The 26,270-nt window shown below is 64.4% G+C and carries 23 protein-coding genes and 1 pseudogene; 16 read left to right on the top strand and 8 right to left on the bottom strand.

Features of this window, described 5'->3' with window-relative positions:
- Nucleotides 1-18 precede the first annotated feature (18 nt).
- From ACTUWL_RS27515 to ACTUWL_RS27540, 6 genes and pseudogenes are all read left to right on the top strand, one after another.
- Nucleotides 19-834 (top strand): ABC transporter permease, encoded by an 816-nt coding sequence (locus ACTUWL_RS27515; protein WP_021080427.1) that lies wholly within the window; start codon nt 19-21, stop codon nt 832-834.
- A 4-nt stretch (nt 835-838) separates the two neighbouring features.
- Entirely contained in the window at nt 839-1,624 is a 786-nt protein-coding gene (locus ACTUWL_RS27520; RefSeq protein ID WP_021080428.1) for an ABC transporter permease, read from the top strand.
- Entirely contained in the window at nt 1,621-2,679 is a 1,059-nt protein-coding gene (locus ACTUWL_RS27525) for an ABC transporter ATP-binding protein (protein ID WP_021080429.1), read from the top strand. Before ACTUWL_RS27520 ends, ACTUWL_RS27525 begins: the two co-directional genes overlap by 4 nt.
- 9 nt (nt 2,680-2,688) lie before the next feature.
- Nucleotides 2,689-3,528, top strand: coding sequence for a phosphodiesterase (locus tag ACTUWL_RS27530; RefSeq protein WP_021080430.1), 840 nt, complete (start codon nt 2,689-2,691; stop codon nt 3,526-3,528).
- A gap of 289 nt (nt 3,529-3,817) precedes the next feature.
- Nucleotides 3,818-4,555, top strand: a pseudogene (locus ACTUWL_RS27535) (Crp/Fnr family transcriptional regulator).
- Nucleotides 4,556-4,663: 108 nt separating this feature from the next.
- The gene (locus tag ACTUWL_RS27540) at nt 4,664-4,951 is read left to right on the top strand and encodes a hypothetical protein (protein ID WP_146160348.1); all 288 of its coding nucleotides are present in this window, start codon (nt 4,664-4,666) and stop codon (nt 4,949-4,951) included.
- Between the two features lie 64 nt (nt 4,952-5,015).
- Here the strand turns inward: ACTUWL_RS27540 and ACTUWL_RS27545 are convergent, their stop codons facing one another.
- From ACTUWL_RS27545 to ACTUWL_RS27565, 5 genes are all read right to left on the bottom strand, one after another.
- A complete protein-coding gene (locus ACTUWL_RS27545; protein WP_021080433.1) occupies nt 5,016-6,110 on the bottom strand; it encodes an amidohydrolase family protein in 1,095 nt (364 codons plus the stop codon).
- A 145-nt stretch (nt 6,111-6,255) separates the two neighbouring features.
- Complete coding sequence (locus ACTUWL_RS27550; RefSeq protein ID WP_021080434.1) at nt 6,256-7,551, bottom strand: TRAP transporter large permease; 1,296 nt, start codon at nt 7,549-7,551, stop codon at nt 6,256-6,258.
- 15 nt (nt 7,552-7,566) lie between these two features.
- Complete coding sequence (locus ACTUWL_RS27555; protein ID WP_021080435.1) at nt 7,567-8,079, bottom strand: TRAP transporter small permease; 513 nt, start codon at nt 8,077-8,079, stop codon at nt 7,567-7,569.
- Between the two features lie 41 nt (nt 8,080-8,120).
- Complete coding sequence (locus ACTUWL_RS27560; protein WP_021080436.1) at nt 8,121-9,152, bottom strand: TRAP transporter substrate-binding protein; 1,032 nt, start codon at nt 9,150-9,152, stop codon at nt 8,121-8,123.
- Between the two features lie 42 nt (nt 9,153-9,194).
- Nucleotides 9,195-9,938 (bottom strand): GntR family transcriptional regulator, encoded by a 744-nt coding sequence (locus tag ACTUWL_RS27565; protein WP_021080437.1) that lies wholly within the window; start codon nt 9,936-9,938, stop codon nt 9,195-9,197.
- Between the two features lie 331 nt (nt 9,939-10,269).
- Here ACTUWL_RS27565 and ACTUWL_RS27570 point away from each other — a divergent pair, with 331 nt between their 5' ends.
- From ACTUWL_RS27570 to ACTUWL_RS27580, 3 genes are all read left to right on the top strand, one after another.
- Entirely contained in the window at nt 10,270-10,437 is a 168-nt protein-coding gene (locus ACTUWL_RS27570; protein ID WP_448214210.1) for an ABC transporter substrate-binding protein, read from the top strand.
- 91 nt (nt 10,438-10,528) lie between these two features.
- On the top strand, nt 10,529-12,628 hold the full coding sequence (locus ACTUWL_RS27575; protein ID WP_021080438.1) for a molybdopterin oxidoreductase family protein: 2,100 nt from the start codon (nt 10,529-10,531) through the stop codon (nt 12,626-12,628).
- A 67-nt stretch (nt 12,629-12,695) separates the two neighbouring features.
- The gene (locus tag ACTUWL_RS27580) at nt 12,696-13,475 is read left to right on the top strand and encodes an enoyl-CoA hydratase/isomerase family protein (protein WP_021080439.1); all 780 of its coding nucleotides are present in this window, start codon (nt 12,696-12,698) and stop codon (nt 13,473-13,475) included.
- Nucleotides 13,476-13,706: 231 nt separating this feature from the next.
- Here ACTUWL_RS27580 and ACTUWL_RS27585 read toward each other — a convergent pair whose 3' ends face one another.
- From ACTUWL_RS27585 to ACTUWL_RS27595, 3 genes are all read right to left on the bottom strand, one after another.
- Nucleotides 13,707-14,135 carry a GlcG/HbpS family heme-binding protein gene (locus ACTUWL_RS27585; RefSeq protein WP_021080440.1) on the bottom strand — a complete coding sequence of 143 codons (429 nt, stop codon included), beginning with the start codon at nt 14,133-14,135 and terminating at the stop codon, nt 13,707-13,709.
- Nucleotides 14,128-17,106 carry an FAD-binding and (Fe-S)-binding domain-containing protein gene (locus tag ACTUWL_RS27590; RefSeq protein ID WP_021080441.1) on the bottom strand — a complete coding sequence of 993 codons (2,979 nt, stop codon included), beginning with the start codon at nt 17,104-17,106 and terminating at the stop codon, nt 14,128-14,130. The genes ACTUWL_RS27585 and ACTUWL_RS27590 overlap by 8 nt, the downstream gene beginning before the upstream one ends.
- A gap of 98 nt (nt 17,107-17,204) precedes the next feature.
- Entirely contained in the window at nt 17,205-17,957 is a 753-nt protein-coding gene (locus ACTUWL_RS27595) for a GntR family transcriptional regulator (RefSeq protein WP_021080442.1), read from the bottom strand.
- A gap of 131 nt (nt 17,958-18,088) precedes the next feature.
- Between ACTUWL_RS27595 and ACTUWL_RS27600 the strand changes: the two genes are divergently transcribed.
- The 7 genes from ACTUWL_RS27600 (at nt 18,089) to mtnA (ending at nt 26,219) form a co-directional block, all read left to right on the top strand.
- The gene (locus ACTUWL_RS27600; RefSeq protein WP_021080443.1) at nt 18,089-19,291 is read left to right on the top strand and encodes a pyridoxal-phosphate-dependent aminotransferase family protein; all 1,203 of its coding nucleotides are present in this window, start codon (nt 18,089-18,091) and stop codon (nt 19,289-19,291) included.
- 38 nt (nt 19,292-19,329) lie between these two features.
- Nucleotides 19,330-20,613 (top strand): MFS transporter, encoded by a 1,284-nt coding sequence (locus ACTUWL_RS27605; protein ID WP_021080444.1) that lies wholly within the window; start codon nt 19,330-19,332, stop codon nt 20,611-20,613.
- 129 nt (nt 20,614-20,742) lie between these two features.
- On the top strand, nt 20,743-21,936 hold the full coding sequence (locus tag ACTUWL_RS27610; RefSeq protein WP_021080445.1) for a pyridoxal-phosphate-dependent aminotransferase family protein: 1,194 nt from the start codon (nt 20,743-20,745) through the stop codon (nt 21,934-21,936).
- 49 nt (nt 21,937-21,985) lie between these two features.
- Nucleotides 21,986-22,783 (top strand): enoyl-CoA hydratase/isomerase family protein, encoded by a 798-nt coding sequence (locus ACTUWL_RS27615; RefSeq protein ID WP_021080446.1) that lies wholly within the window; start codon nt 21,986-21,988, stop codon nt 22,781-22,783.
- A 386-nt stretch (nt 22,784-23,169) separates the two neighbouring features.
- A complete protein-coding gene (locus ACTUWL_RS27620; RefSeq protein ID WP_021080447.1) occupies nt 23,170-24,156 on the top strand; it encodes a Bug family tripartite tricarboxylate transporter substrate binding protein in 987 nt (328 codons plus the stop codon).
- 93 nt (nt 24,157-24,249) lie between these two features.
- Nucleotides 24,250-25,125 (top strand): S-methyl-5'-thioadenosine phosphorylase, encoded by an 876-nt coding sequence (locus tag ACTUWL_RS27625; protein WP_021080448.1) that lies wholly within the window; start codon nt 24,250-24,252, stop codon nt 25,123-25,125.
- Nucleotides 25,122-26,219 carry an S-methyl-5-thioribose-1-phosphate isomerase gene (gene mtnA, locus ACTUWL_RS27630; RefSeq protein WP_021080449.1) on the top strand — a complete coding sequence of 366 codons (1,098 nt, stop codon included), beginning with the start codon at nt 25,122-25,124 and terminating at the stop codon, nt 26,217-26,219. Before ACTUWL_RS27625 ends, mtnA begins: the two co-directional genes overlap by 4 nt.
- Nucleotides 26,220-26,270 lie beyond the last annotated feature (51 nt).

The following is a 26,270-nucleotide window of genomic DNA, read 5'->3' on the forward strand; positions in this document are numbered from 1 at the left end:
CGGGGCGCCATTCTTCCGATGTCGCAAAAGTCTTTCATTTGGCTCTGCCTGCTGCCGCTTGCGGTCGTGACCACGGCATTCTTCCTGTTGCCGATGGCACGGCTGGTGGTCGCGGGCGCGGAAGGTCCGCACGGGCTCGCCGGCTATCTTGCCATCCTGACCGAAGGCCGCTATCGCGCGACGCTGATCAACACCGTGCTGCTGGCGGCCGCAACCACGGTCGTCACGCTGATCGTGGCGACCATTGCCGGGATGTTTCTGCAGCGGCACCGCTTCCCCGGGCGGGCCGTGCTGATCGCGATGTTGACCTTTCCGCTGGCCTTCCCCGGCGTGGTGGTCGGTTTCATGATCATCCTGCTGGCCGGGCGGCAGGGATTGATCGGCGATCTGTCGAACCGGATCTTCGGCGAGAAGTTCGTGTTCGCCTATTCGATCTACGGGCTCTTCCTGGGCTATCTCTATTTTTCGATCCCGCGCGTGATCCTCACCATCATGGCGGCAGTGCAGAAGCTCGACGTTGGGCTGGAGGAAGCCGCGCGTTCGCTTGGCGCGAGCCCCTGGGCGGTGCAGCGCGACGTCGTGCTGCCGGCGCTGGCGCCGGCGTTCGTTGCATCCGGCGCGATCGCATTTGCGACCGCGATGGGGGCGTTCGGGACTGCCTTCACGCTGGCGACGAACATCGACGTGTTGCCGATGCTGATCTACACCGAGTTCACGTTGGCCGCCAACTTCGCGACCTCGGCGGCGCTGTCGGTAGGGCTCGGCCTGATCACGTGGCTCATCCTTGCGCTTGCCCGCACCTTCAGCGGCAGCACGGTCGCGGCGGCCGGGTGAGATCATGCGCGATCGCCTGATCTTCACCGGCCAGTTCATCTTCACGCTGCTCGTTGCGGCCTTCCTGGTGGTGCCCGCCGGGCTTTCGATCTCCGCCGGCGTGACCGTCAATTATTTCAGAGGCATCCAGTCCGGCGTGACGTTGCAATGGGTCGCGCAGGTCTGGGAGCTCTATGCCGGCACGATCCTGCTCTCCTTCGTGATCGCGTTCGCGACGCTCGCAGTCACGCTGCTCGTCGGCGTTCCGGCAGCTTACGCGCTGCATGCGCGGGGAGGCCGGCTTGCCCGCATCGTCGAGGAGATAATCACGCTGCCGCTGGCGATTCCGGGGCTCGCGATCGCGCTGGCGCTGTTGCTCGCCTACGGGAGCCTCGGTGACTTTCGCCGCTCCTGGCTCTTCATTCTGGTCGGCCATGTGATCTTCACCATGCCGTTCATGGTGCGGTCGGTCATGGCGGTGTTTGCGACCGTGGACATCAAGACGCTCGATGAGGGGGCTGCCTCGCTGGGTGCGTCGCCGTGGCGGCGATTTTGCGACGTCATCGTGCCGAACGCGCTGCCGGGAATTCTGGCTGGTGCGCTCATGGTGGTCACATTGTCGCTCGGTGAATTCAATCTGACCTGGATGCTGCATACGCCGTTGACGAAGACGCTGCCGATCGGGCTCGCCGACAGCTATGCCTCGATGCGGCTCGAAGTGGCTTCGGCCTACACCCTGATCTTCTTCGTGATGATCATACCGCTCCTGGTCGCAATGCAGCTCTTGGCCGACAGGGATCACAAGCGATGAGTACGGCGGGACACGGTGCAGCGGTGCGGATCGAGGCGTGCGGCAAGACCTTTGCCGACGGCACGCGCGCGCTCGATCCCGCAACGCTCGACATTGCCCGCGGCGAGACGCTGGTGCTGCTTGGCCCATCCGGCTGCGGCAAGACCACCATGCTGCGCATCATTGCCGGGCTCGAGCTGCCCGATGCCGGCGGCAAGGTCCTGTTCGACGGCAAGGACATGACCTCGGTCCCGATTGAGCGGCGCAATGTCGGGATGGTGTTTCAATCCTACGCGTTGTTCCCCAACATGACTGTGGCGGACAATATCGCCTACGGGCTGAAGATCCGGGGCGTTGCGAGGAGCGAGCGTGCCGCGCGGGTTGCCGAGCTGGTGGCTCTGACCAACATCACGGGCTTGGAGAACCGCCGCATCGACCAGCTGTCGGGTGGTCAACGTCAGCGCGTCGCGCTGGCGCGTGCGGTCGCGATCCGGCCCGGCATCTTGCTGCTTGATGAGCCGTTGACCGCGCTTGATGCCGCCTTGCGGGACCGGCTGCGGAGCGAACTCAACCGGTTGTTGCGCGCACTCGGCATTACGACGATCTACGTCACGCATGACCAGGCGGAAGCGATGGAATTGGGCGACCGTATTGTGGTGATGCGGAAAGGCGCGATCGCCCAGATCGGCACGCCGCGCGAGGTCTATTTCGCGCCGAAGGATCGCTTTGTGGCGGAATTCATCGGAGCGGCGAACATCGTGGAAGCTCCGGTCGAGAACGGTTTATTGATCCTGCCCGGCGGGCGATTGCCGATCGAGGGTGGTGCGACGAGCGCGAACGCGACGGTCATGATCCGCCCCGAAACCATTCGAGTGACGAGCGCCGGGGCGGAGGCGCTTTCGGGCGTTGTCGATTCCGTCAGCTTCATCGGCGACCGGCAGCGGCTTGTCGTGAGTGGTGCTTCGAGCAAGCCGCTCAATGTCGACGCGCCCAACACGATTCAAGCCAAGGTCGGCGATCGGGTTGGCCTGTCTATCGCACCCGACGCGCTTCGTATTCTGCCGTCCGAACCCTGAGATCCATCGATGCCGTCGAAGCCCACCCTCATCGCCCAGATATCCGACCTTCACATCAAGCCGCCGGGAGCGTTGGCCTATGGCCGGGTCGATACCGCCAAGGCGCTTGAACGCTGCGTGGCAGCGCTCGGCGCATTCGAGCCGGCGCCCGATTTCGTCGTCATCTCGGGCGATCTGGTCGATACGCCGTCGGTCGAGGAATACGACTATCTCAAACAATTGCTCGCGCCGCTGCGCCTGCCGTTTGCCGGCATTCCCGGCAATCACGACTCGCGCGAATGGATGCGCGAGGCGTTTCCTTCGGCGCCTTATGTTCACGCGACGGGCCCGCTCGACCAGAAGATCGAGGTCAACGGTCTCGATCTCCTGCTGCTCGATTCAAGCGTTGCCGGTAAGCCTCATGGCATGCTCGAAGCGTCCACGCTGCAATGGCTGGACGCGGCGCTGGCGGCGGCAGTCGACCGGCCGGCGCTGCTCTTTCTGCACCATCCGCCATTCAAGGGCGGCATCTGGCACATGGACCGGCAGGACCTCTTCAATGCCGACGAGTTGGCTGCCATCGTCAAGCGGCACCCGCGTGCGCGGCTGATCGCGTGCGGGCACGTCCACCGTGCCATGCTGACCACCTTCGCGGGGATTGCCGTGACAATATGCCCCGCGCCGAACCATGCGGTCGACCTCGACCTCGGACAGCTCCGCGAACCATCGTTCAAGGTGGAACCGCCGGCATTTCACTTGCATAGCTGGTTTCCCGGGCAGGATTTCGGGCAGGTGGTGACGCACCAGGTTCCCATCGGCCAGTTTGACGGGCCGCACCCGTTCTTTGGGCCGGACGGCAAGCTGTTGTGAGTTGGCGGCGTCGACCCCGACACAGCGGGTTCTGCGCGGTGAGACTGTCGTTGCTGGACCGGATATTCCGGATCACGGGCGGCCCTGCCTACAATTGAGCGTTGCATAGGCACGCATTTATTCCAAATTGTAGCTTGGATGCCTTCTATCCCGATGCCGCCGGCTCGGACCTTATGTTGCTGTAGGCCGGCGGTGGGGTTATAGTCCTTTCCGATTTCATTGATCGATGGCTATGTCGGAGTCGCGCTGTTGGCGCGCCGATTGAACGCAACAATCAGTCTGGATCACGATGACCAGTGCGCCGCCCATTGAACGAACTGCCGGCGCGCCGTTGTTTTCGAACAACAAGCTATCGGTGCTGCGCAAGCATCCCTATTTCGCCGACCTCGAGCCCGAAGCATTCGATCAGCTCTGTCGTTATGCCAAGCACATCACGCTGAAGCGCGGCACGGCGATCTTCTCCAAGGGCGATCCGGGCACCAGCCTGATCGCGGTGATCTCGGGTACGGTGAAGATCAGCATCTCGTCGCCGGATGGCCGCAACGCCATTCTGAACTTGATCGAGGCGGGAGAGATATTCGGGGAGATCGCGCTGCTCGACGGTCTGTCGCGGACGGCAGATGCCACCGCCAACACCAATTGCGAGCTCTTCGTCATCGATCGGCGCGAGTTCATTCCGTTCGTGCGCAGCCAGCCGTCGCTTGCGATGAAATTCATCGAGCTGCTGTGCGCCCGACTGCGCTGGACCAGCGACCAGGTCGAGTAGGTGATCCTGCAGGACCTGCCGGGCCGACTGGCGAGCGCGCTGCTGCGTCTCAGCGACAAGCACAAGCCGCAAGGTCGTACCATCTCGATCACCCAGCAAGAGATCAGCGAGATGGTCGGCATGACCCGCGAGAGCATCAACAAGCAGCTCCGCGCATGGGCGACACGCGGTTGGGTCAGGCTCGAGCATGGCGCGATCGTCGTGCTGAAGCCCGAGTCGCTTCAGGCGCTGGTCGACGCCGGGGCTGATGACGGCGAGTAGCCACGCCGGCTGCCGGGGTCAGCTCCGCACTTCACGAAATGGTGAGCCGGACAAGGCCTGTGAAACCATTCACATCGGCCTTGCGTGCCCTGCGGTAAGTGACCCTCGGTGGAGCACGTCCGCATTGTGGAGGAATCCATGCAGGGCTCTTTCGACAACCGACAGCAGGACCCCGAGAGCAATTACGGGAGCTTCAGCATCAAGCTGATTGCATTGCCGGTGCTGCTGGTCGTGGCGTTGATCGGGATGCTGGTCAGTCACCCCGCCGCGGTCAAATGGATTTCGGATGTGGCGCAAGCGGAGTTCGTCGGAACTGATGCCTTCGACACCAATCCACCGCCCAGGATTGCGCAGCCGGCGCCCGCGGCCTTGCCGCGCACGGTGAAGGCCAACTGATCATTGCTGTCGTCGCCGCGGATCAGGGCGACGACGATAGTCGGCCAACGACCGGCGGCCGTCGTCACGCGGCAACGCCGAGTAGCTTCGCCGCGGTCCGGCCGAGAATGTTGGCCTTGTCATCATCGCTCAGCGACGAGCAAGCGAAGATGTGGTCGACTGGCGCGAGTTGCCATGGATAGGGATAGTCGCTTCCGAGCACGATCTGGCCGGCGCCGACCTGCGCGGCGAGGTGCCGGATCGCCTCCGGCGTGAAGATCAGGGAATCGAAATAGATCTGCTTGAGGTATTCGGTCGGCGCTTTCTTGAGCTTGATCTCGGGATTGCATCCCTTCGGGCCGACCAGGCAGGCATGGTCCGAGCGATCCGCGTAGGAGGGGAGGTAGCCGCCGCCATGCGCGGCGACGATCTTCAATCCCGGGAAGCGATCGAGCGTCCCCTCGAAGATCAGGTGGGAGAGCGCGATCGTGGTCTCGAGCGGATTGGCGATCGTGTTGCCGAGCCAGCCATTGCCCGAGAGCCGCTTGTTGAGCTCGGGCACGCCTTGCGGATGAATGAACAGGGGGACACCCAGTTCCTCGGCCTTGGCCCATATGGGGTGAAACTTCGGATCGGAGAACTCGACGCCGTCGACGACACCGCCGATCGCCGCGCCCTTCAGGCCCTGCTTCTTCACGGCGATCTCCAGCTCCTGCACCGCAAGATCCGGCGCCTGCAGCGTCAGCGAGGCGAAAGCCGCAAACCGGTCGGGCTTCGAGGCGCAGAGTTCGGCGAGCTTTTCGTTCTGGATTTTCACGATCTTGCCGGCAAGCTCGCGATCGCGGTCGTACCAGAACGGATTGATCGAGAGCACCTCCATGTCGACGGCCTGCGCGTCCATCGCTGCCAGGCGCTTGTCGATCTCGATGAAGGCTTCGGCCGCGCCGTTGACCGGCGGCACTTGCAGTCTTTCGGCGTCGGCGCCGAGCAGGGCGCCCGCCTCGCGGAAGTGGCAATGCGAGTGAATGTCGATCGTCCTGACGCGCTTGCCATCGACGCTGACCGGCAGCTTCTGCCGCGACGGCTGTGCATTCGCGTTGTGGACGAGCCCGCAGCCGCAGAACACGATGCCTGCCGCCGCATTTGCTCCCGCTTTCAGGAAATCACGCCTTGTTGTCATGACGATCGCCTCCCTGTCTTTTTTGTTATGGAGCGGCGAGCGTAGGCATGGCGGCGAGCGGTCGCAAGGTCACACGCTGTGCGTGTCGCGCAATGTTGATCTGCTCAGATCGGTCTTTGTGCCAGGGCGACAGTTCCGCTCGCATTCAGTGCAGGACCTGAAGCTGCCGCGGCAGCCAAAGCGAGATTTCGGGGAGATAGGTCACGCACATCAGGACGAAGAACATCACCGCGTAGAACGGCCAGATCTTGCGCATGACCTGCTCGATCGTGACTTTGCCTACTGCGCAGCCGACGAACAGGATCGCGCCGACCGGCGGATGGCATAGCCCGATGCCGAGATTGAGCAGCATGATCATGCCGAAATGGACCGGATCGACGCCGAAGTTCTTCATGACCGGCAGCAGGATCGGCGTTGCGATCAGGATCGACGGCGCCATGTCGACGAGCGTGCCGAGCACCAGCAGCAGGACGTTGATCAGGAGCAGGATGACGTACTTGTTGTCGGAGATCGACAGGAAGAAGGCGGTCATCTTGGCCGGCATCTGGGTCAGGGCCATGATATAGCCGACGCTTGAGGCGCAGGCGATCAGCGTCATCACCATTGCGACGGTGCGCAGCGTGCGATGCAGCAGCACCGGCAGGTCGCGCCAGCGATAGTCGCGATAGATGAACATGGTGACGAAGAAAGCCCAGATGCAGGCGATGGCGCCGGCTTCGATCGCGGTGAAGATGCCGCCGAGAATGCCGCCAAGGATGATGACGAGGGTGATGAGACCCCAGGAGGCATCGATGGCGATCCGGATTGCGTCCTTGGCCGGCACGGTCTGGCCGTGCGGGTGCTTCTCGCGATAGGCGACGGCGAGGCACAGAATGATCAGCGAGAAGCCGAGCAGCAGCCCGGGGAACACGCCGGCCATGAACAGGGCGCTGATCGAAATCGTTCCGCCGGTCGCCAGCGAGTAGAGCACCGCGTTGTGGCTCGGCGGTACCAGAAGGGCCTGAACCGACGAGGTGATCGTCAGGTTGGTCGCGAACACGCGCGGATAGCCGTTCTGCTCCATCTGCGGGATCATCACCGAGCCGATGGCGGATGTATCGGCGACGGCCGATCCGGAAATTCCGCTCAGGAAGGTCGTCGCAAGCACGTTGACGATCGAGAGGCCGCCACGCAGACGGGTCAGTCCGACCAGCACGTCGGCAAACGCGACCAGGCGCCGGGCCATGCCGCCCTCCGCCATGATCGCGCCGGCCAGCACGAAGAACGGGATCGTCAGCATGGCGACCTTGCTGACCCCGTCGGAGATCTTCAGCATCACCGCTTCGAGCGGAATGCCGATCCACAGCGCGCCGACGATGGCCGCCATCGCCAGCGAGTAGGCGATCGGCATGCCGATCAGGAAGCAAAGCAGCATGGTCGCGAGCAGGATGGAGATGTCCATGGTGGCGTCTCGCGGTCAGTCGATCGATGCTTCGCGATGCGCGCCGATCGGATCGAGCGGTGCACCGAGGAAGATTCGTTCGATGATGAACAGCAGCAGGCAGCAACCGCCGATCGGAATCGGGAGATAGGTGACGCCGACCGAGAGGAACGGGAAGTCGGCAATCGTGTTGTGCCAGGTCACCTCGACCAGCCGATAACCCCAGATCATCATGAACAGCGCGATCAGCCCCATCAGGATTTGCACGACAAGGTCGGCGAGCGACCGGAGCGGAGCCGGCAGCTTGCCGGCGAAATAGCCGACGTTCATATGCAGATTGAGGCGATATCCTGCGGCCGCGCCGATGAAGGTCACGACGATGGTGAGCAGCACCGCCAGCGGTTCGGGCCAGGAGGCGGCGCTGTTCAGGACATAGCGCGTGAACACCGCCCATGGGATGACCGCTGATATCAGGAGCAGCGCCGCGGAGCCCGTGACGACGCAGGCAAGATACAGATAGTCCATCGCGCGACGATATGATCCAGCCATGTCGTGTCCCGTAAGATGTCGATGTCCTGTGCGGTGCCGTGTCAGGCAGCCTGGATGCGCCCGATCATGTCCTGGTATTTCGGGCCATATTTGTCCCAGACCGGCTTGACCGCGTTCTGGAATGGCGCCTTGTCGGCGATCTCGACGATCTCGCAGCCGGCGGCTTTCGCTTTCTCCATCGCCTGCTGCTCGTAGATATTCCAGAGCCCGCGCTCTTCCATCTGCGCCTCGCGGGCGAGCTTCCTGATCAGCGTCTGGTCGTCCGCCGACAGCGCCGACCAGGCTCGTTTCGAGAATACCAGCAGCTCGGGAACGATCAGGTGCTCGGTGAGCGAAAAGTGCTTCGCTGCGGTATAGTGATTGCTGAAGACGTAGCTCGGCGGATTGTTCTCGGCGCCGTCGATGACGCCGGTCTGCAACGCGCTGAACACCTGGTCGTAGCCCATCGCGACGCCGTTGCCGCCGAGCGCATTCATCATGTCGATGAAGATCGGATTGCCGATGACGCGGAATTTGAGGCCCTTGACGTCGGCGATCGTCTTGATCGAATGCTTGGTGTTGTAGAGGCTGCGCGCGCCGGAATTCATCCAGCACAGTGCGACCAGCCCGGCATTCGGGCTCGCCGTGATCTTGTCCAGCAACTCCTGGCCGAGCGGGCCATCGATCATCCGCTCGGCATGCGCCATGTTCTTGAACAGGAAGGGCATGTTGACGACGTTGATGTCGTCGACGATCGGGCCAATCGAGCCCGCGCTGACGCGCAGCATCTGGATCGCGCCGATCTGAGTCTGCTCGATGGTTTCCTTCTCGCCGCCAAGCTGCATCGAGGGGAACATCTGCAGCGACAGGCGGCCGTTGGTCGCCGCCGCAAGCTTCTTGCCGAGATTTTCCGTCGCGACCACGGTCGGATAGCCCGGCGGTTGCACGTCTGACGCCTTGAAGACCGCTTTGGACTGGGCAAGGGCGGTCTGTGCCGACGTCGCAACGATCGCGCCCAGGCCGGCGCCGATCTTGATGATGTCGCGGCGGTTGAGTCCGGCACCGCCGTGCTGCGGTCGTTCTGTACGGTTCATTTCATCTCCTCCCAAAAATGCTTGGCCGGAGTCCGGCCGCGGTCATGCCGGCTGGCTTTGCGCGTCGAAGAACTCCGGATTGTTGTGCTGGGTGGCCGAGATGTCGGCCAGCAGCCGTTCGAGGTGCCTCGCCATCGCAGCTCCGGCGGATGCGGGGTCGCGTGCCTCGATCGCGGCCATGACCGCTTCGTGCTCGGCAATGACCTCGGTCATCCGCCCACGCTGCGGCAGCGTCAGCCAGCGGAAGCGGTCGACGTGAACCTTGACCTGCAGGATCAGTTTCCAGATGCCGGGGTGCCCGGCAATTTCGGCGATGGCGGCGTGGAAGGCCTCGTCGGCCTGATGGAATGCCTCGCGCTCGCCGGCCTTGTCGGCCTCGCGCTGACGTTCGAGGATCGCGTGCAGGCCGAGGATCTGGCTGGTGCTGGCGCGCTCGGTCGCCATACGGGTCGTGGTTTCCTCCAGCGACCTGCGGACGATGATCGCCTCCGGGAGCGCGGCGAGCGGGATGTGCGACACGAAGATTCCGGATTGCGGGAAAATCTCGACCAGACCCTCGTCCGCCAGGCGCAGGATGGCCTCCCGTACCGGCGTCCGGCTGACGCCATAAGAGCGCGCGATCTCGGCCTCGATGATCGGATCGCCAGGCCTGCGCTGCAGGGAGACGAGCTCGGCGCGCAGCGCGGCATAGATCCGCGCCGCCGCCGTCGCGGTCCGCGGGCGGCCGGTCCGCCGGTGGCCGGTGAGGTTGCGGAGCTCCGACTTTTTCGGCGACCGGCCGGCCATTCATGCTCCCAATATTGATATATTAGTATATGAAGTGATCACGGAAGGCAAACCGGCGTCGTTCGCATCCCGGGAGGTCACATGACCGACGGCCGCAAGCCGTTCGATCTCACCGGCAAGATGATCCGGAAAAGTGGAAACCGGTTTCGAAAGGATCGTGCTCAGACAAGAAGTGAGATCAGAAGTCTGGCTGTAACCTGACGGCTCTGTCGATGACTGACGCTGTCTTCACGCATCGGAATATCGGCGGGAAGACGGTGTACCAACTTCGCCGGACGAGCATCGCGATGCCGATGGACAGTTCGCGAGCTTCCGGGTCTGGCTGTCGATCATTGCCTACAACACCAGTCTGGTGAAGGCCGAGGAGGCGCCGAAGAGCTCTGCCGATCTGCTCGATCCGAAATGGAAGGGCAAGATCGTCCAAGCGCATCCCGGCTACAGCGGCACCATCGCATCTTCCGGGTTTGACCCATGGTTGAGGTCGGTAGCCGAGCATTGAGCGTTCGACGCATGGCATATGCTCGGTTTTCGCCCGGACTGGGTCAATAATGCCTCTCGGCGGGGCGGGTGTTTGATGTTACGAACTTGGCATGAACCAGCATGCCAAAGTCGACATCCGCCATTCCACCTGCCCGCACGACTGCCCCTCGGCATGTGCGCTCGACGTCGAAGTGATCGACGGACGTTCGATCGGCAGGGTGCGCGGCTCCAAACAGCAGACCTATACGGCCGGCGTGGTCTGCGCCAAGGTCGCACGCTATGCCGAACGCATTCATCACGCCGAGCGGCTGATGTATCCGCTGCGCCGGACCGGGCCGAAGGGCTCCGGCCAGTTCGCGCGGATTTCCTGGGACGCGGCGCTGGACGAGATCGCGGCGCGCTTCGATGCGGCCGAACGCGAGTTCGGCGCCGAGTCGGTCTGGCCTTATTACTACGCCGGCACCATGGGGCTCGTGATGCGCGACGGTCTCAACCGGCTGTCGCATGTGAAGAAGTACTCGCGCTTCTACGGCACGATCTGCTCAACCATCGCGCGCATCGGCTTCACGGCCGGCACCGGCAAGATCGCCGGCGTCGACCCGCGCGAGATGGGCGTCTCCGATCTCGTCGTGATCTGGGGCACCAATCCGGTGAACACCCAGGTCAACGTGATGACGCATGCATCGCGCGCGCGGAAAGAACGCGGCGCGAAGATTGCGGCGGTCGACGTCTACAACAACGAAACCATGAAGCAGGCCGACATCAAGATCCTGCTGCGGCCGGGGACCGACGGCGCCTTCGCCTGCGCCGTGATGCACGTGCTGTTCCGCGAGGGATTTGCCGATCGCGATTATCTGGCGCGCTACACCGATTGCCCCGACGAGCTGGAGGCGCATCTCAAGACCCGCACGCCGGAATGGGCGTCGGCGATCTCGGGCGTGCCGGTCGCGGAGATCGAGGCCTTCGCGCGACTGGTCGGGACCACCAAGCGCTCCTTCTTCCGCCTCGGTTACGGTTTCACCCGCAGCCGCAACGGCGCCGCACAGATGCACGCCGCGCTGTGCATTCCCGCGGTGACCGGCGCCTGGCAATATGAAGGCGGCGGCGCGTTCTTCAACAATGCCGGGATCTGGCGCTTCGACGAATCCATCATTGAAGGCCACGACGCGATCGATCCCACGACGCGGGTGCTCGATCAGTCGAAGATCGGCCGCATCCTGACCGGCGATGCCGAGGCGCTGAAGGGCGGCGGGCCAGTCAAGGCGATGTTGATCCAGAACACCAATCCGATGACGGTGGCGCCCGAGCAAGGGCTGGTGCGCCAGGGGTTCGCCCGCGAGGATCTGTTCGTCGCGGTGCACGAGCAGTTCATGACCGAGACAGCGCAGATGGCCGACATCGTGCTCCCCGCGACGATGTTCATGGAGCACGACGATCTCTACTACGGCGGCGGCCATCAGCACATCTCGGTCGGCCCGAAGCTGATCGATCCGCCCGGCGAGTGCCGCTCCAACCACGAGGTGCTGCAAGGGCTCAGCGGCAGGCTCAACGCCGTACATCCCGGCTTTGCCATGACGCCGCGCCAGCTGATCGATGCGACGCTGAAGAAAAGCGGGCATGGTGATATCGACACGCTCGAGGCCGAGTTGTGGCGCGACCTGCAGCCCGATTTCCGCGCCTCGCATTATCTCGACGGCTTTGCGCATGCGGACAAGAAGTTCCACTTCAAGGTCGATTGGGGCAAGGTCCCGGTCGGGTCAGGCGGGCTGATGGGCGCCTGGGACAAGATGCCCTCGCTGCCGGATCACTGGACCATCATCGAGGAGGCGGACGCGCAGCATCCGTTCCGGCTCGCGACGTCGCCGTCGCGCAGCTTCCTCAACACCAGCTTCAACGAAACGCCGTCGTCGCAGGCCCGCGAGGGCGCGCCGACGGTGATGATTCATCCCGACGATGCGGCCGCGCTCTCGATCGCGGACGGCGATGCCGTAACGCTCGGCAATGCGCGCGGTGAGACCACGCTGACCGCAAGACTGTTCGATGGCGTCCGCCGCGGCGTGCTGATCGCCGAGTCGATCCATCCGAACAAATCGCATATCGGCGGTCGCGGCATCAACATGTTGACAGGGGCGGAAGCCGTCGCTCCGGTCGGCGGCGCCGCGTTCCACGACAACAAGGTCTGGATCAGGAAGGCGCCCGCCGTCGCATAATCCTGCTTGCAGTCGGCGCCGATCCTGCCGCAAATGTCGGCAGGAAACGGCGTACAAGGCAGGAAACATGACCGACAACAGCGTTCTTCTGGAAAAGCGCGGGCAGGCGTACTGGATCACCATCAACCGCCCGGACAAGCGCAACGCGCTCAATGGCGGTGTGATCGCGGGCATCGCCAGGGGCTATCGCGAGGCGCATGACGACAAGGACGTGCGCGTCATCGTGCTGACCGGCACGGGCGACAAGGCGTTCTGCGCCGGCGCCGATCTGCAGAACAGCGGCGCGGCATTCTCGATGGATTTCTCGCGGCCGAATGTCGACTACGCCGACCTGCTCCGCCTGTCGCAGAACGCGACCAAGCCCGCGATCGCGCGGGTCGGCGGCGTCTGCATGGCCGGCGGCATGGGCCTGCTGTGCATGACCGACATGGCGGTCGCCGCCGATGGCGTGATCTTCGGTCTGCCCGAGGTGAAGGTCGGTGTGTTTCCGATGCAGGTGCTGAGCCTGCTGCAATCGATCGCGCCGCCGCGTCTCGTCAATGAATGGTCGCTGACCGGCGAGCCGTTCGATGCCAAAGCCGCGCAGGCCGCGGGCCTTCTCAACTACGTCGTGCCGGCGGCCGAGCTCGATGCCAAGGTCGACTGGTTGATCGGCCGCATCGTCGACAAGTCGCCGACCGCGATCCGTCGCGGCAAGTACGCGATGCGCGCGATCGCTTCGATGTCGTTCGACGAAAGCATCGCCTACACCGAAAGCCAGATCGCGCTGCTCGCGATGACCGAGGACGCCAAGGAAGGTCTCAAGGCGTTCGGTGAGAAGCGCAAGCCGACCTGGACCGGGCGGTGAGGCATCTATTCCAGAGGCGGTCGTGCGGCGTACTGGGTCGCCCGGTCGAGCCGGGCGACGACAACGTGGATGAGGACAAAGCTTCACATCCTCGCGGGCGCAGTATCAAAATCCCGAAAACAACCCCATGCAAAGGAGCGGGCAGCGGCCGGCGTTCGGCAAGTCACTTGACATGCCGGGCAACTCAGGGGTATATTTCTAATATTCCGAAATTGCGCGCCCGGTCGCGTATCAGCCCGCGTTGGCCTTCAGGCCGGCGGCCTCGATCCCCGCGACGGCGCAGATCTCGTCATTGTCCGAGGTGTCGCCGCTGACGCCGACAGCGCCGAGCAGGGTGGTGCCGTCCATGATCAGCACGCCGCCGGGGACCGGCACCAGCCGGCCCTGCGCCAGCGTGTTCACGGAATCGATGAAATAGGCCTGCTCCTGCGCGCGCTGGAACAGCGCCCGCGATCCCATGCCGAGCGCCAGCGCGCCATAGGCCTTGCCATGGGCGATCTCGGCCCGCATCAGGCTGGTGCCGTCCTGCGCCGCCGTCACCTTCACCGCGCCGCGTGCGTCGAGGATGGTGACCACCAGCGGCTTCAGCTTCTTCTCGACGCCCTTGGCGAGCGCGGCATCCAGAATCTTGCGGGCAGTGTCGAGAGTGAGCTCAGCCATGGGCCTGTTCCTTTGTCGGTAATGATCTGCTGGAATTCGACTTCGCACGTTTCAGGCTGATCGCCAATACGCTGGCGACATGCAGCGGCGTGCGGCCGCTGCCGTCCTTGATCTGGTGCCGGCAGGAGGTGCCGTCGGCCACGATCAGCGTGTCCTGATCGGCGCTGCGCACCGCTGGGAGCAGCGACAGCTCGGCCATCTCGATCGAGGCCTGATAGGTGTCCGCGCCGTAGCCGAACGCGCCGGCCATGCCGCAGCAGCTCGACTCGATGGTCTTGACCTCGAGGCCAGGCACGAGGCGCAGCACCTTCTCCACCGGCTTGAACGCGCCAAAGGACTTTTGATGGCAATGCCCGTGCACGACCGCCTTTGCAGCAACGGCGCCGAGCGGCAGCACGAGGCGTCCAGCCTCGGCCTCGCGCACCAGGAATTCCTCGAACAGCAAAGCGTGCGCGCTGACGCTCTTGGCGGTGTCATCGGAACGCAGCGACAGCAGCTCGTCGCGCAGGGTCAGCAGGCAGCTCGGCTCGAGGCCGATGATCGGCACGCCGCGCGCTGCGAACGGCGCGTAGGTCGCAACCAGCCGGTCGAGCTCGGTGCGGGCCTGATCGACCAGTCCAGCCGACAGGAACGTCCGTCCGCAGCAGGGCGGCCGGCCGCCGTCCGATGGCTTCGGCAGATGCACGCGATAGCCGCCGGCGACCAGCACCTCGATCGCCGCGTCGAGATTCTCCCGCTCGTAACCGCGGTTGAACGTATCAGCGAACAGCACCACTTCGCGGCCATCAGGCGCGCCGAGCACCTCGGCGTCAGAGCGGAACGTATCGCTGCGAAACGCCGGCAGCGCCCGTTTGGCGCTGATGCCGGCGAGCGTCTCAAACAACGTGCGCAGCAACGGGCTTCTGTTGCGCCAGTTCGCGATCGGGGCGAAGCGCGAGGCGAGATCGAGGTAGCGCGGCAGATACCCGACCAGCCGGTCGCGTACCGACAGGCCGTGGGTCGCGGCGCGTGCCGCCAGCACCTCGATCTTCATCTTGGCCATGTCGACGCCGGTCGGGCACTCGTGGCGGCAGGCCTTGCAGGAGACGCAGAGTTTCAGCGTGTCCATCATCTCGTCGGAGGAAAGCGCGTCCGCACCCAACTGGCCGGAGATCGCCAGCCGCAGCGTATTGGCGCGGCCGCGGGTGACGTCCTTCTCGTTGCGGGTCGCGCGATAGGACGGGCACATCACGCCGCCTTCGAGCTTGCGGCAGGCGCCGTTGTTGTTGCACATCTCGACCGCGCCCTGGAAACCGCCGCCGGCGCCGGGATAGGCCGACCAGTCGAGCACCGTCTTCAATTCGCCGACGCGATAGTCCGGCGAGTAGCGAAACAGCGATCGGTCGTCCATTTTGGGCGGATCGACGATCTTGCCGGGGTTGAGCGTGTTGGTCGGATCGAAGCGCTGCTTGACCTCGCGGAAATCGGCGACGATGCGCGCGCCGAACATGGTCTCGTGGAATTCCGAGCGCACCAGGCCGTCGCCATGCTCGCCGGAATGCGAGCCCTTGTATTCGCGCACCATCGCGAAGGCTTCCTCGGCAATGGCGCGCATTGCCTTGACGTCCTTCTCGAGCTTGAGATTGAGCACCGGGCGCACATGCAGGCAGCCCTCGGAGGCGTGCGCATACATCGTGCCGCGGGTGCCGTGCTTCGCGAAGACGGCATTGAGCCGTTCGGTGTAGTCGGCGAGGTGCGGCAGCGGCACCGCGCAATCCTCGACGAACGAGACCGGCTTGCCTTCCTGCTTCATCGACATCATGACGTTGAGGCCGGCGGCGCGGAAATCGGCGATGCCGGTCTGCAGCGCGGGCTCTGTTATCTCGACCACGCCGCCCCATTTGCGCTGCGGCTTGTCCCAGCCGAAGCCGAGATCGCCCATCAACTCGCCGAGCTGCCTGAGGCGGGCGAGATTGTCGGCCTGATCTTCCTCGGCGAACTCGACCACCAGGATCGCGTCGGGATCGCCGCGCACCGCCGCCGAGATGATCGGCTGGAACATCGCGATCTCGCGCCCCAGCGCGATCATGGTGCGGTCGACCAGCTCCACTGCGATCGGCCGCAGCTTGACCAGATGCTGGGCCGCGTCCATCGCCTCGTAGAAGCTGCCGAAATGGCAGACGCCGAGCACCTTGTTGCGGATCACGGGCCACAGCTTCAACTCGACCTGCGTCGTGAAGGCGAGGGTGCCTTCCGACCCGACCAACAGATGCGCCAGATTGTTCGGCGTGTTGCGCGGCACCAGCGCATCGAGGTTATAGCCGCCGACGCGGCGCTGCACCTTGGGGAATTTATCCGAGATCTCGAGCGCCTCGCGCTCGCCGAGATCGAGCATGTCGCGGAACAGCCTCAAGCCGCTGTCGGACGCATTGACCCGGGTCAGGTCGCGCGGCACTTCGCCGAAATGCAGCAGCGTGCCGTCGGCAAGCGCCGCATCCATGGACAGCGTGTTGTCGCGCATGGTGCCGTAGCGCAACGAGCGGCCGCCGCAGGAATTGTTGCCGGCCATGCCGCCGATGGTGGCGCGCGACGCGGTCGAGACGTCGACCGGAAACCACAGCCCGTGCTTCCTGAGCTGACGGTTGAGATCGTCGAGCACGATGCCGGGCTCGACCACGCAGGTCCGGTTCTCGACGTCGAGCGAGATGATCTTGTTCAGATGCTTCGACAGGTCGACCACGATGCCGTCATTGACGGTCTGGCCGCATTGCGAGGTGCCGCCGCCGCGCGGGGTCACGATCCGCCCGGCGTCGCGGACGATCGCAAGCGTGCGCAGCGCCTCGTCGACGGTTCGCGGCACCACCACGCCGGCCGGCATGATCTGGTAGAACGAGGCGTCGGTCGCATAGCGGCCGCGGTTGAAGGCATCGAAAAAGACGTCCCCGGTCAGGTCGGACCGCAGGCGCTGTTCGAGCGATGAGGCGTTCTTCATCCCGGATCCAATGTGATCCATGGCGCAACCAAATGTTGCCCATGGATTATTCATTCAGTTGAGATCAGAGTTACATTATGAATGCAAAATGAGCAAGGCTAGCTGCCTTGAGGCGCTTCCCCAGGGGCGCTGTCGTGCCCCTCCGCGAGGTGCTCGATGGCGGCGCCCCGCTTGTTGCGCAGGTGCTGGAACAGGATGTCGCTGAGCTCGCTGCCGGCGCGGCGGCGCAGCGCGTCAAGGATCGCCTCGTGCTCGCGCATCGCCTCGGCCCAGCGTTGCCGCTTGCGGGCGAAATTGGCCGAATAGCGCACGCGGCGGATCCGGCCGGCGAAGTTGGCGTAGGTCGTCTTCAGCGTCGCGTTGCGCGCAGCCGCAACGATGCTCTCGTGGATCTGCTGGTTGGTCTGGAAATAGCCGTGCATATCGCGGTGCAGATAGTGGCCGTACATCTCGTAGTGCAGCCGCTCGATCGCAGCGATTTCCTCGTCCGTGATGGCCTCGCAGGCCAGTCGTCCGGCGAGGCTCTCCAGCCCGGCCATCACGTCGAACAATTCCTCGAGGTCGCGCTGGCTGAGTTGGCGCACCCGCGCGCCGCGATTGGGCAACAGCTCGATCAGGCCTTCGGCGGCCAGCACCTTGAGTGCCTCGCGCAGCGGCGTCCTGGAGATCCCGAGCATTTCGCAGAGCTGGCGTTCCGGAACGCGGGCGCCGTCGGGAATGTTGCCTTCCACCACGTAGTCGCGCAGCCGCAGCAGGATCTCGCCGTGCAGCGAGGCCTCCTGGCGGTCGCTGCCGTTGCCGGCGGCGGGTGGGGTGATCGGAACCCCGGTTTCGGGAATCGCAGATTTCATATTCTGAACAATAGTTTGCCGTCGTGGTCGCGTCGATGCGCTCAATAGAATACCAAAATGGGATTGAAAATACAAAAAATGAATGCAAAATGGTTGCAGAACGGCCGACATCCGGCGATTGGGAGGTTCTGATGCATCAAGGGCGCCATTTTCTGCAGATTCCAGGGCCGAGCCCGGTTCCGGATCGCATTCTTCGCGCGATGGACATGCCCGTCATCGACCACCGCAGCGCCGAGTTCGGCGAGCTCGGCCGCACCGTGCTCGAGGGCAGCGCCAGGATCTTCCAGACCGCAGGGCCGGTGGTGATCTTCCCGTCGTCGGGGACCGGCGCATGGGAAGCTGCGATCGTCAACACCTTGTCGCCCGGCGACAAGGTCCTGATGGTCGAGACCGGCCACTTCGCCACCCTGTGGCGGCAACTCGCCGGCCGCTTCGGCATCGAGGTCGACTTCGTTCCCGGTGACTGGCGCCGCGGCGCCGATCCCGCCCAGATCGAAACAAAACTTGCCGCGGACACCGCGCACAGCATCAAGGCGGTGATGGTCGTCCACAACGAAACCTCGACCGGCGCGACCAGCCGGATCGCCGATATCCGTGCCGCCATCGACCGCACCGCGCATCCGGCGCTCTTGATGGTCGACACCATCTCGTCGCTGGGCTCGGTCGACTACCGGCACGACGAGTGGAAGGTCGATGTCAGCGTCAGCTGCTCGCAGAAGGGCTTTATGTTGCCGCCCGGCCTCGGCTTCAATGCGATCTCGGAAAAGGCCCGCGCCGCGTCGCGTAGCAACAAGATGCCGCGCTCCTATTTCGATTGGGAGGAGATGCTGAAGCCGAATGCCAACGGCTTCTTCCCCTATACGCCGGCGACGAACCTGCTCTACGGGCTGCGCGAGGCGATCGCGATGCTGCTGGAGGAGGGGCTCGACAATGTGTTCGCGCGCCATCAGCGGCTGGCCGCGGCGACGCGTGCCGCCGTCAATCATTGGGGACTCGAGGTGTTGTGCCAGGAGCCGGCCGAGTTCTCGCCGGTGCTGACCGCGGTGTTGATGCCGCCCGGCCATGACGCGGACCAGTTCCGCAAGGTCGTGCTGGACAATTTCAACATGTCGCTCGGCTCCGGCCTGTCGAAGGTCGCCGGCAAGGTCTTTCGCATCGGTCATCTCGGCGAATGCAACGAGCTGACGCTGCTTGGCGCGCTCACCGGCGTCGAGATGGGATTGTCGGTCGCCGGTGTGCCGCATCGCGCGGGCGGCGTCGCGGTGGCGATGAAGCTGCTCGAGCAGCGCGACCAGCGCAATGCGTCGTCACACCTGAAAGTCGTCGGCACCTAGCGACACCAACAACCAAAATCGCAGACCAGGGAGGGGATATGAGGCTTCGGTTCAAGGCCACCCATGTCGTGTTGGCCATGCTCTGCGTGATGTATTTCATCACCTATGTCGACCGCGTGAACATCGGCACCGCGGCCGGCGAGATCCAGAAGGAGCTCGGCCTGTCCAACACCGAGCTCGGCCTGGTGTTCTCGGCATTCGCCTATCCGTACCTGCTGTTCCAGGTGATCGGCGGCTGGGTCGGCGATCGCTTCGGGCCGCGCCAGACCCTGTTCTGGTGCGGCATGATCTGGGCTGCGGCGACCATCATGACCGGCTTCGTCCATGGTCTCGTGGCGCTGTTCGTCGCGCGGTTCGCGCTCGGGTTCGGCGAAGGCGCGACGTTTCCCACCGCGACGCGCGCCATGCAGTACTGGACGCCGGCGAACCGCCGCGGCTTCGCGCAAGGCTTGACACATTCGTTTGCGCGGCTCGGCAATGCGGTGACCCCGCCGGCCGTCGCGCTTCTCATCCTCTGGCTGACCTGGCGCGGCGCATTCGTGGTGCTTGGTATCGTCAGCCTGCTGTGGGGGATTGTGTGGGTTTGGTACTTCCGCAACGAGCCGAAGGACCATCGCTCCATCACCGAGGCCGAGCTTGCGACCTTGCCGCCGCGGCCGAAAGGCGAGCGGCCGAAAGTGCCGTGGGGACCGCTGCTGCAGCGGATGTGGCCGGTGACGCTGACCTATTTCTGCTACGGCTGGTGCCTGTGGCTCTACCTCAACTGGCTGCCGCTGTTCTTCAAGAACAACTACAGCCTCGATCTGAAGAACTCGGCGCTGTTCGCCTCCGGCGTGTTCTTCGCCGGCGTGATCGGCGACAGCATCGGCGGCGTCATCTCCGACCGCATCCTCGAGCGCACGGGCAATCTGCGGCTGGCGCGGCTCAGCGTGACGGTCGTCGGCTTCGCCGGAGCGCTGCTGTCGCTGATGCCGATCCTGTTCGTCCACGACATCACGCTGGTCGCGCTCTGCCTGTCGGCCGGCTTCTTCTGCGCCGAGCTGGTGATCGGCCCGATGTGGTCGATCCCGATGGACATCGCGCCGAAATATTCCGGCACCGCCGCGGGGATCATGAACACCGGCTCGGCCTTCGCCGCCATCGTCTCGCCGCTGGTCGCCGGCTTCGTCATCGACGCCACCGGGAACTGGTACCTGCCGTTCCTGATGTCGATGGGCCTGTTGCTGCTCGGCGGCTTCTCGGCGTTCCTGATGCACCCGGAGCGGCCGTTCGAGGAGACGGGCGGAGGGGTGACGGCGGGCAAGGTGGTGGCCGCCGGGTGAGCGGCTGCCGGTGCGGGTGGAGCGCCGTCAGATATGCATGACGGCCCCCCGCCCGGCCGAGGACAAACCCGGCGAATAGTGATATGCGAGCGGCTCATCACGACCAAGACAAGACCGGGAAGGACGCTTATGACCGTGCATACTGGAAGGCATTTTCTGCAGATTCCGGGACCGACCAACGTGCCGGACCGGGTGCTGCGGGCGATGGACATGCCGACCATGGATCACCGCGGTGCCGAATTCGCCGAGATCGGCTTTGCCGTGATGTCGGCGATGCAGCGTGTGTTCCGCACCAAGCAGCCCGTGATCATCTACCCCTCGTCGGGGACCGGCGCCTGGGAAGCCGCGATCGTCAACACCCTGCAGCCCGGCGACAAGGTACTGATGTGCGAGACCGGTCAGTTCGCGGTGCTGTGGCACGGCATCGCCGACAAGTTCAAACTCGACGTCGACTTCGTTCCGGGCGACTGGCGCCACGGCGCCGACCTCGAGCAGATTGAGGCGCGGCTCGCCGCCGACAAGGCGCACAAGATCAAGGCCGTCTGCGTGGTCCATAACGAGACCTCGACCGCCTGCGTCACCTATCCGCTCAACGTGCGCAAGATCCTCGACACCCTGAAGCACCCGGCGCTCTTGATGGTCGACACCATCTCCGGTCTCGGCTCGCTGGAATATGAGCATGATGCCTGGGGTATCGACGTCTCGATCGCCGGCTCGCAGAAGGGGCTGATGCTGCCGCCCGGCCTCGGTTTCAACGCCGTGTCGGAGAAGGCGCTCGCGGTGGCCAAGGCCAACCCGGGCATGCGCTCCTACTGGGATTGGCAGGAGGTCATCAACATCAACAAGGCCGGCACCTGGCCGTATACGCCCGCGACCAACCTGCTGTTCGGCCTGCGCGAGGCCGTGAAGATGCTGGAGGAGGAGGGGCTTGAGAACGTGTTCGCCCGCCACAAGCGCCACAGCGAAGCGACCCGCGCCGCGATCAAGGTCTGGGGCCTGGAGACGCAGTGCCAGGAGCAGGGCGCGCATTCGCCGGCGTTGACGGCAGTGCGGGTGCCTGACGGCCACGACGCCGACCATTTCCGCAAGGTCGTGCTGGATAATTTCGACATGTCGCTCGGCACCGGCCTCAACAAGGTCAAGGGCAAGGTGTTCCGGATCGGCCATATCGGTCACTTCAACGACCTGATGCTGATGGGCACGCTGTCGGGCGTCGAGATGGGTCTTGATCTCGCCAAGGTGCCGCATCGCAGCGGCGGTGTGCTGGCGGCGATGGACGTCCTCAAGGGACGCGACGCCGCGCAGGCGTCGAAAGTCGCTTGAGAGGGCCTTGGTCTCAAAATCAAATCGTAACGAACAGAAAGAGCGAGACATGAACGCGCCCGTCACTTCGACCGAAGACCTGATCTATTCCGTCGAGGACGGGATTGCGCGCATCACCTTCAACCGGCCGCAGGCGCGCAATGCGCTGACCTTTGCGATGTATGAGCAGATGGCCTCGATCTGCGAGAACATCAATCAGGATCACTCCATCAAGGCGCTGATCCTGACCGGCGCCGGCGACAAGGCGTTCGCCTCGGGCACCGACATCTCCCAGTTCCGCGCGTTCAAGACCGCGCAGGACGCGCTGGATTACGAGGCACGGATCGACCGCGTGCTGGGTACACTCGAACAGTGCCGCGTGCCTGTGATCGCCGCGATCGCCGGTGCCTGCACCGGCGGCGGCGCCGGGATCGCCGCCTGCTGCGACATCCGCATCGGCACCGAGGCGACCCGGATCGGCTTCCCGATCGCGCGCACGCTCGGCAACTGCCTCTCGATGTCCAACATCTCGCGGCTGGTGTCGCTGATCGGTCCGGCGCGGACCAAGGACCTGATCTTCAAGGCGCGCCTCGTCGAGGCGCCGGAAGCGCTGGCACTCGGGCTGTTGAATGAGGTCGTCCCCGATGTCGAGACCTTGCAGCGCCGCGCCGATGAGACCGCGAAGCTGGTCGCCGGCCATGCGCCGATCACGCTCGAGGTGACCAAGGAAGCGGTCCGCCGCATCCGCCGCACGCTGTCGCGCGACGAGGGCGAGGACCTGATCCTGCGCGCCTATATGAGCGAGGATTTCCGCGAGGGCATGGACGCCTTCCTCAACAAGCGTGCGCCCAACTTCAAGGGCAAGTAGCGGCGGCGTCTCCGCTCCGCTCTTCATCCCAGCCACAACTGTCATCGCCCCGGGCGATGACACCGCGTGTTGGCATCGTGAACCGTCCTCATCGTCGTCCCGGCGAAGGCCGGGCCCCATAACCACAGATGGTGATTGTTGTCTGATGGTGGAACGACGAGTCCCATCTACAACATCCGCCGCGGCGTATGGGTCCCGGCCTTCGCCGGGACGACGATGGTGTATGCGGCCGGCTGTGAGACTCGGTCCGCTCACGTTCCTCATTCCAAAGTCATACGCCATGCGACGGTTCGGCGGCTTGAACTCACTTCTTTTCTCGGCACAATGACCGCACCCGCCGCTTCGTAGCTTTTGCCAAGCCGAACAAATAGATAGGGAAGAAACACGTGGGACAGATTGTGAAAGCCACGGCTGCCATCGCGGCCTTGCTCTTGAGCACGCCGGCATTTGCCGGCTGGGAGCCGAGCAAGCCGGTCGAGATCGTGGTTGCGGCCGGCGCCGGCGGCGCCTCCGACCAGATGGCGCGTATGATGCAGGCGGCGATCCAGAAGAACAATCTGATGAAGCAGCCGATGGTGGTGTCGCTGAAGGGTGGCGCGTCGGGTGCGGAAGCGCTGATGTACATGAAGTCCAGCGAGGGCGATCCCAACAAGGTGCTGATCGCCTATTCGCTGATCTACATGCTGCCGCTGTCGGCCAAGATCCCCTTCAACTGGCGCGACCTCACGCCGGTGTCGGTGATCGCGCTCGACCAGTTCGTGCTGTGGGACAACGTCTCCGGTCCGAAGACCGTGAAGGAGTTCATCGATGCCGCGAAGGCGGCGAGCGCACCGTTCAAGATGGGCGGCACCGGCTCCAAGCGCGAGGACCACGTGCTGACCGTCTTCATGGAGCAGAAGACCGGCGCGAAGTTCTCCTACCTGCCGTACAAGTCTGGCGGCGAGGCCGCGACCCAGCTGGTCGGCGGCCACACCGAGTCCAACGTCAACAATCCCAGCGAGAACCTCGAAGTCTGGCGTGCCGGTCAGGTGCGTGCGCTCTGTGTGTTCGACAAGGAGCGCATCTCCTACAAGACCAAGGTCACCGAGACGCAATCCTGGAACGATATCCCGACCTGCAAGGAGGAAGGGCTCGACGTGCAGTATCTGATGCTGCGCGCGATGTTCCTGCCGGGCAAGGTGAGCCAGGAGCAGCAGGCATTCTATGTCGACCTGTTCCAGAAGGTGACGCAGACGGCGGAATACAAGGACTACATGGAGAAGCAGGCGTTGAAGCCGATCTTCCTCACCGGCAAGGACATGGTCGAGTTCCTCGAGGACGACGACAAGCAGAACGCCACGCTGATGAATGCAGCGGGCTTTGTCGCAAAATAGCGCACGCGGTCCGGAATTGGCTTGCATGCGGCGGCGGCGCGGTGATTACTGCGCCGCAGTATGGCCGGACGTTCGGCTAGCCGTGGAGCGATCATGACCAAAGCCGTGTTGGGGATCATCGGCGGATCCGGCATCTACGATCTGCCGGGCCTGGAAAACGTCCGCGAGGAAGCGGTCGCAAGTCCCTGGGGCGAGCCGTCGGCGCCGCTGCGCCGCGGCGAGATGGCGGGGTTGCCGATCGTGTTCCTGCCGCGGCACGGTCCGGGTCACGCGCTGTCGCCGTCCGACATCAACTATCGCGCCAATATCGACGTGCTGAAGCGGGCAGGGGTCACCGACCTCGTCGCGCTGTCCGCCTGTGGCTCGTTCAAGGAGGAGCTGCCGCCGGGCACCTTCGTATTGGTCGATCAGTTCGTCGATCGCACCCACAAGCGCGAGAGCTCGTTCTTCGGCAAGGGCTGCGTCGCCCATGTCTCGATGGCGCATCCGGTGTCGCCGCTGCTGGTGAAGCATCTCGCGGCCGCCGCCGAAGCTGAAGCCATCGCGTTCGCACGCGGCGGCACCTACCTCTGCATGGAGGGGCCGCAATTCTCCTCACTCGCGGAAAGCCTGACCTACAAGGCGCAGGGCTATTCGGTGATCGGCATGACCAACATGCCCGAAGCCAAGCTCGCCCGCGAAGCCGAGATCTGCTACGCCAGCGTGGCGATGGTCACCGATTTCGACTGCTGGCATCCGGCGCATGATGCCGTGACCGTGCAGGATATCATCCGGGTGCTGAATTCGAACGCCGAGAAGGCCAAGGCGCTGGTCGCGCGGCTGGCGCGGGATTTCCCGCGCGAGCACGAGCCGTGTCCGATCGGGTCGGATCGCGCGCTCGATACCGCGCTGATCACGGCGCCCGCGGCGCGCGATCTGCATCTGCTCGCCAAGCTCGATGCAGTCGCCGGACGGGTGTTAGGCGCATGAAGGTCGACGGACGACATTTTCGCAGCATCTGGCTCGAGCCTGACGGCTGGTCGGTCGGCGCGATCGATCAACGCCGGCTGCCGCACGAATTCATCGTGGCCAGACTCACGACCGCTGATGAGGCCGGCGAGGCGATCAGCTCGATGCTGGTCCGCGGCGCACCGTTGATCGGCGCCACCGCAGCCTACGGCATGGCGCTCGCGATGCGATCAGATGCTTCCGACGCGGCGCTCGACCATGCCGGCAAGATGCTGGCCGCGACGCGGCCGACCGCGATCAATCTGAGATGGGCTGTTGACGAGATGCAGCGGGCGCTCGCGCCGCTCGCGGCGTCGGCCCGGGTGGACGCGGCCTACGCCCGCGCCCGCGCAATCGCCGACGAGGATGTCGAGATCAACCGCGAGATCGGCCGCCACGGGCTCGGCCTGATCGAGGCAATCGCCGCGTCCAAGAAGCCGGGCGAGCCGGTCAACGTCCTGACCCATTGCAACGCAGGCTGGCTTGCAACCGTCGATTGGGGAACGGCGACATCACCAATCTACCAGGCGCATGATCGCGGCATTCCGGTCCATGTCTGGGTCGACGAGACGCGCCCGCGCAATCAGGGCGCCTCGCTCACCGCCTGGGAGCTCGGTCATCACGGCGTGCCGCACACCGTGATCCCCGACAACACCGGCGGCCATCTGATGCAGCACCGCATGGTCGATCTGGCGATCGTCGGCACCGATCGCGTCGCCGCCAATGGCGACGTCTGCAACAAGATCGGGACCTATCTGAAGGCGCTGGCGGCACACGACAACGGCGTGCCGTTCTATGTCGCGCTGCCGTCGCCGACCATCGACTTTCGTATCGACGATGGCATCAAACAGATCCCGATCGAGCAGCGCGCGGCCAGCGAGGTAACACACCTAACCGGGCGCACGGCGGATGGACGGATCGAAACCGTGCGCGTGGTTCCGGATGGCTCCTCGGTCGCTAATTTCGGTTTCGACGTCACGCCGGCGCGGCTGGTGACGGGTCTGATCACCGAGCGCGGCGTCCTCGATGCGAATCGTGCTGCGCTTGCGAGCGCGTTTCCCGAACGGTCCAGTTAGCTGAAGGCTGCATTGACGGTGATTGCATCTGCGCGCTATCCCAATCGTTGC

This window comes from Bradyrhizobium sp. WCU1, from assembly GCF_053474805.1.

Coding starts and splice junctions, on each gene's coding strand:
- ACTUWL_RS27550 (WP_021080434.1), bottom strand. CDS start 7,551: ATGGACATCTCCATCCTGCTCGCGACCATGCTGCTTTGCTTCCTGATC.
- ACTUWL_RS27585 (WP_021080440.1), bottom strand. CDS start 14,135: ATGGCTGAGCTCACTCTCGACACTGCCCGCAAGATTCTGGATGCCGCG.
- ACTUWL_RS27590 (WP_021080441.1), bottom strand. CDS start 17,106: ATGAAGAACGCCTCATCGCTCGAACAGCGCCTGCGGTCCGACCTGACC.
- ACTUWL_RS27545 (WP_021080433.1), bottom strand. CDS start 6,110: ATGACAACAAGGCGTGATTTCCTGAAAGCGGGAGCAAATGCGGCGGCA.
- ACTUWL_RS27600 (WP_021080443.1), top strand. CDS start 18,089: ATGCATCAAGGGCGCCATTTTCTGCAGATTCCAGGGCCGAGCCCGGTT.
- ACTUWL_RS27595 (WP_021080442.1), bottom strand. CDS start 17,957: ATGAAATCTGCGATTCCCGAAACCGGGGTTCCGATCACCCCACCCGCC.
- ACTUWL_RS27515 (WP_021080427.1), top strand. CDS start 19: ATGTCGCAAAAGTCTTTCATTTGGCTCTGCCTGCTGCCGCTTGCGGTC.
- ACTUWL_RS27555 (WP_021080435.1), bottom strand. CDS start 8,079: ATGGCTGGATCATATCGTCGCGCGATGGACTATCTGTATCTTGCCTGC.
- ACTUWL_RS27610 (WP_021080445.1), top strand. CDS start 20,743: ATGACCGTGCATACTGGAAGGCATTTTCTGCAGATTCCGGGACCGACC.
- ACTUWL_RS27520 (WP_021080428.1), top strand. CDS start 839: ATGCGCGATCGCCTGATCTTCACCGGCCAGTTCATCTTCACGCTGCTC.
- ACTUWL_RS27575 (WP_021080438.1), top strand. CDS start 10,529: ATGAACCAGCATGCCAAAGTCGACATCCGCCATTCCACCTGCCCGCAC.
- ACTUWL_RS27605 (WP_021080444.1), top strand. CDS start 19,330: ATGAGGCTTCGGTTCAAGGCCACCCATGTCGTGTTGGCCATGCTCTGC.
- ACTUWL_RS27560 (WP_021080436.1), bottom strand. CDS start 9,152: ATGAACCGTACAGAACGACCGCAGCACGGCGGTGCCGGACTCAACCGC.
- ACTUWL_RS27580 (WP_021080439.1), top strand. CDS start 12,696: ATGACCGACAACAGCGTTCTTCTGGAAAAGCGCGGGCAGGCGTACTGG.
- ACTUWL_RS27525 (WP_021080429.1), top strand. CDS start 1,621: ATGAGTACGGCGGGACACGGTGCAGCGGTGCGGATCGAGGCGTGCGGC.
- ACTUWL_RS27565 (WP_021080437.1), bottom strand. CDS start 9,938: ATGGCCGGCCGGTCGCCGAAAAAGTCGGAGCTCCGCAACCTCACCGGC.
- ACTUWL_RS27615 (WP_021080446.1), top strand. CDS start 21,986: ATGAACGCGCCCGTCACTTCGACCGAAGACCTGATCTATTCCGTCGAG.
- mtnA (WP_021080449.1), top strand. CDS start 25,122: ATGAAGGTCGACGGACGACATTTTCGCAGCATCTGGCTCGAGCCTGAC.
- ACTUWL_RS27625 (WP_021080448.1), top strand. CDS start 24,250: ATGACCAAAGCCGTGTTGGGGATCATCGGCGGATCCGGCATCTACGAT.
- ACTUWL_RS27530 (WP_021080430.1), top strand. CDS start 2,689: ATGCCGTCGAAGCCCACCCTCATCGCCCAGATATCCGACCTTCACATC.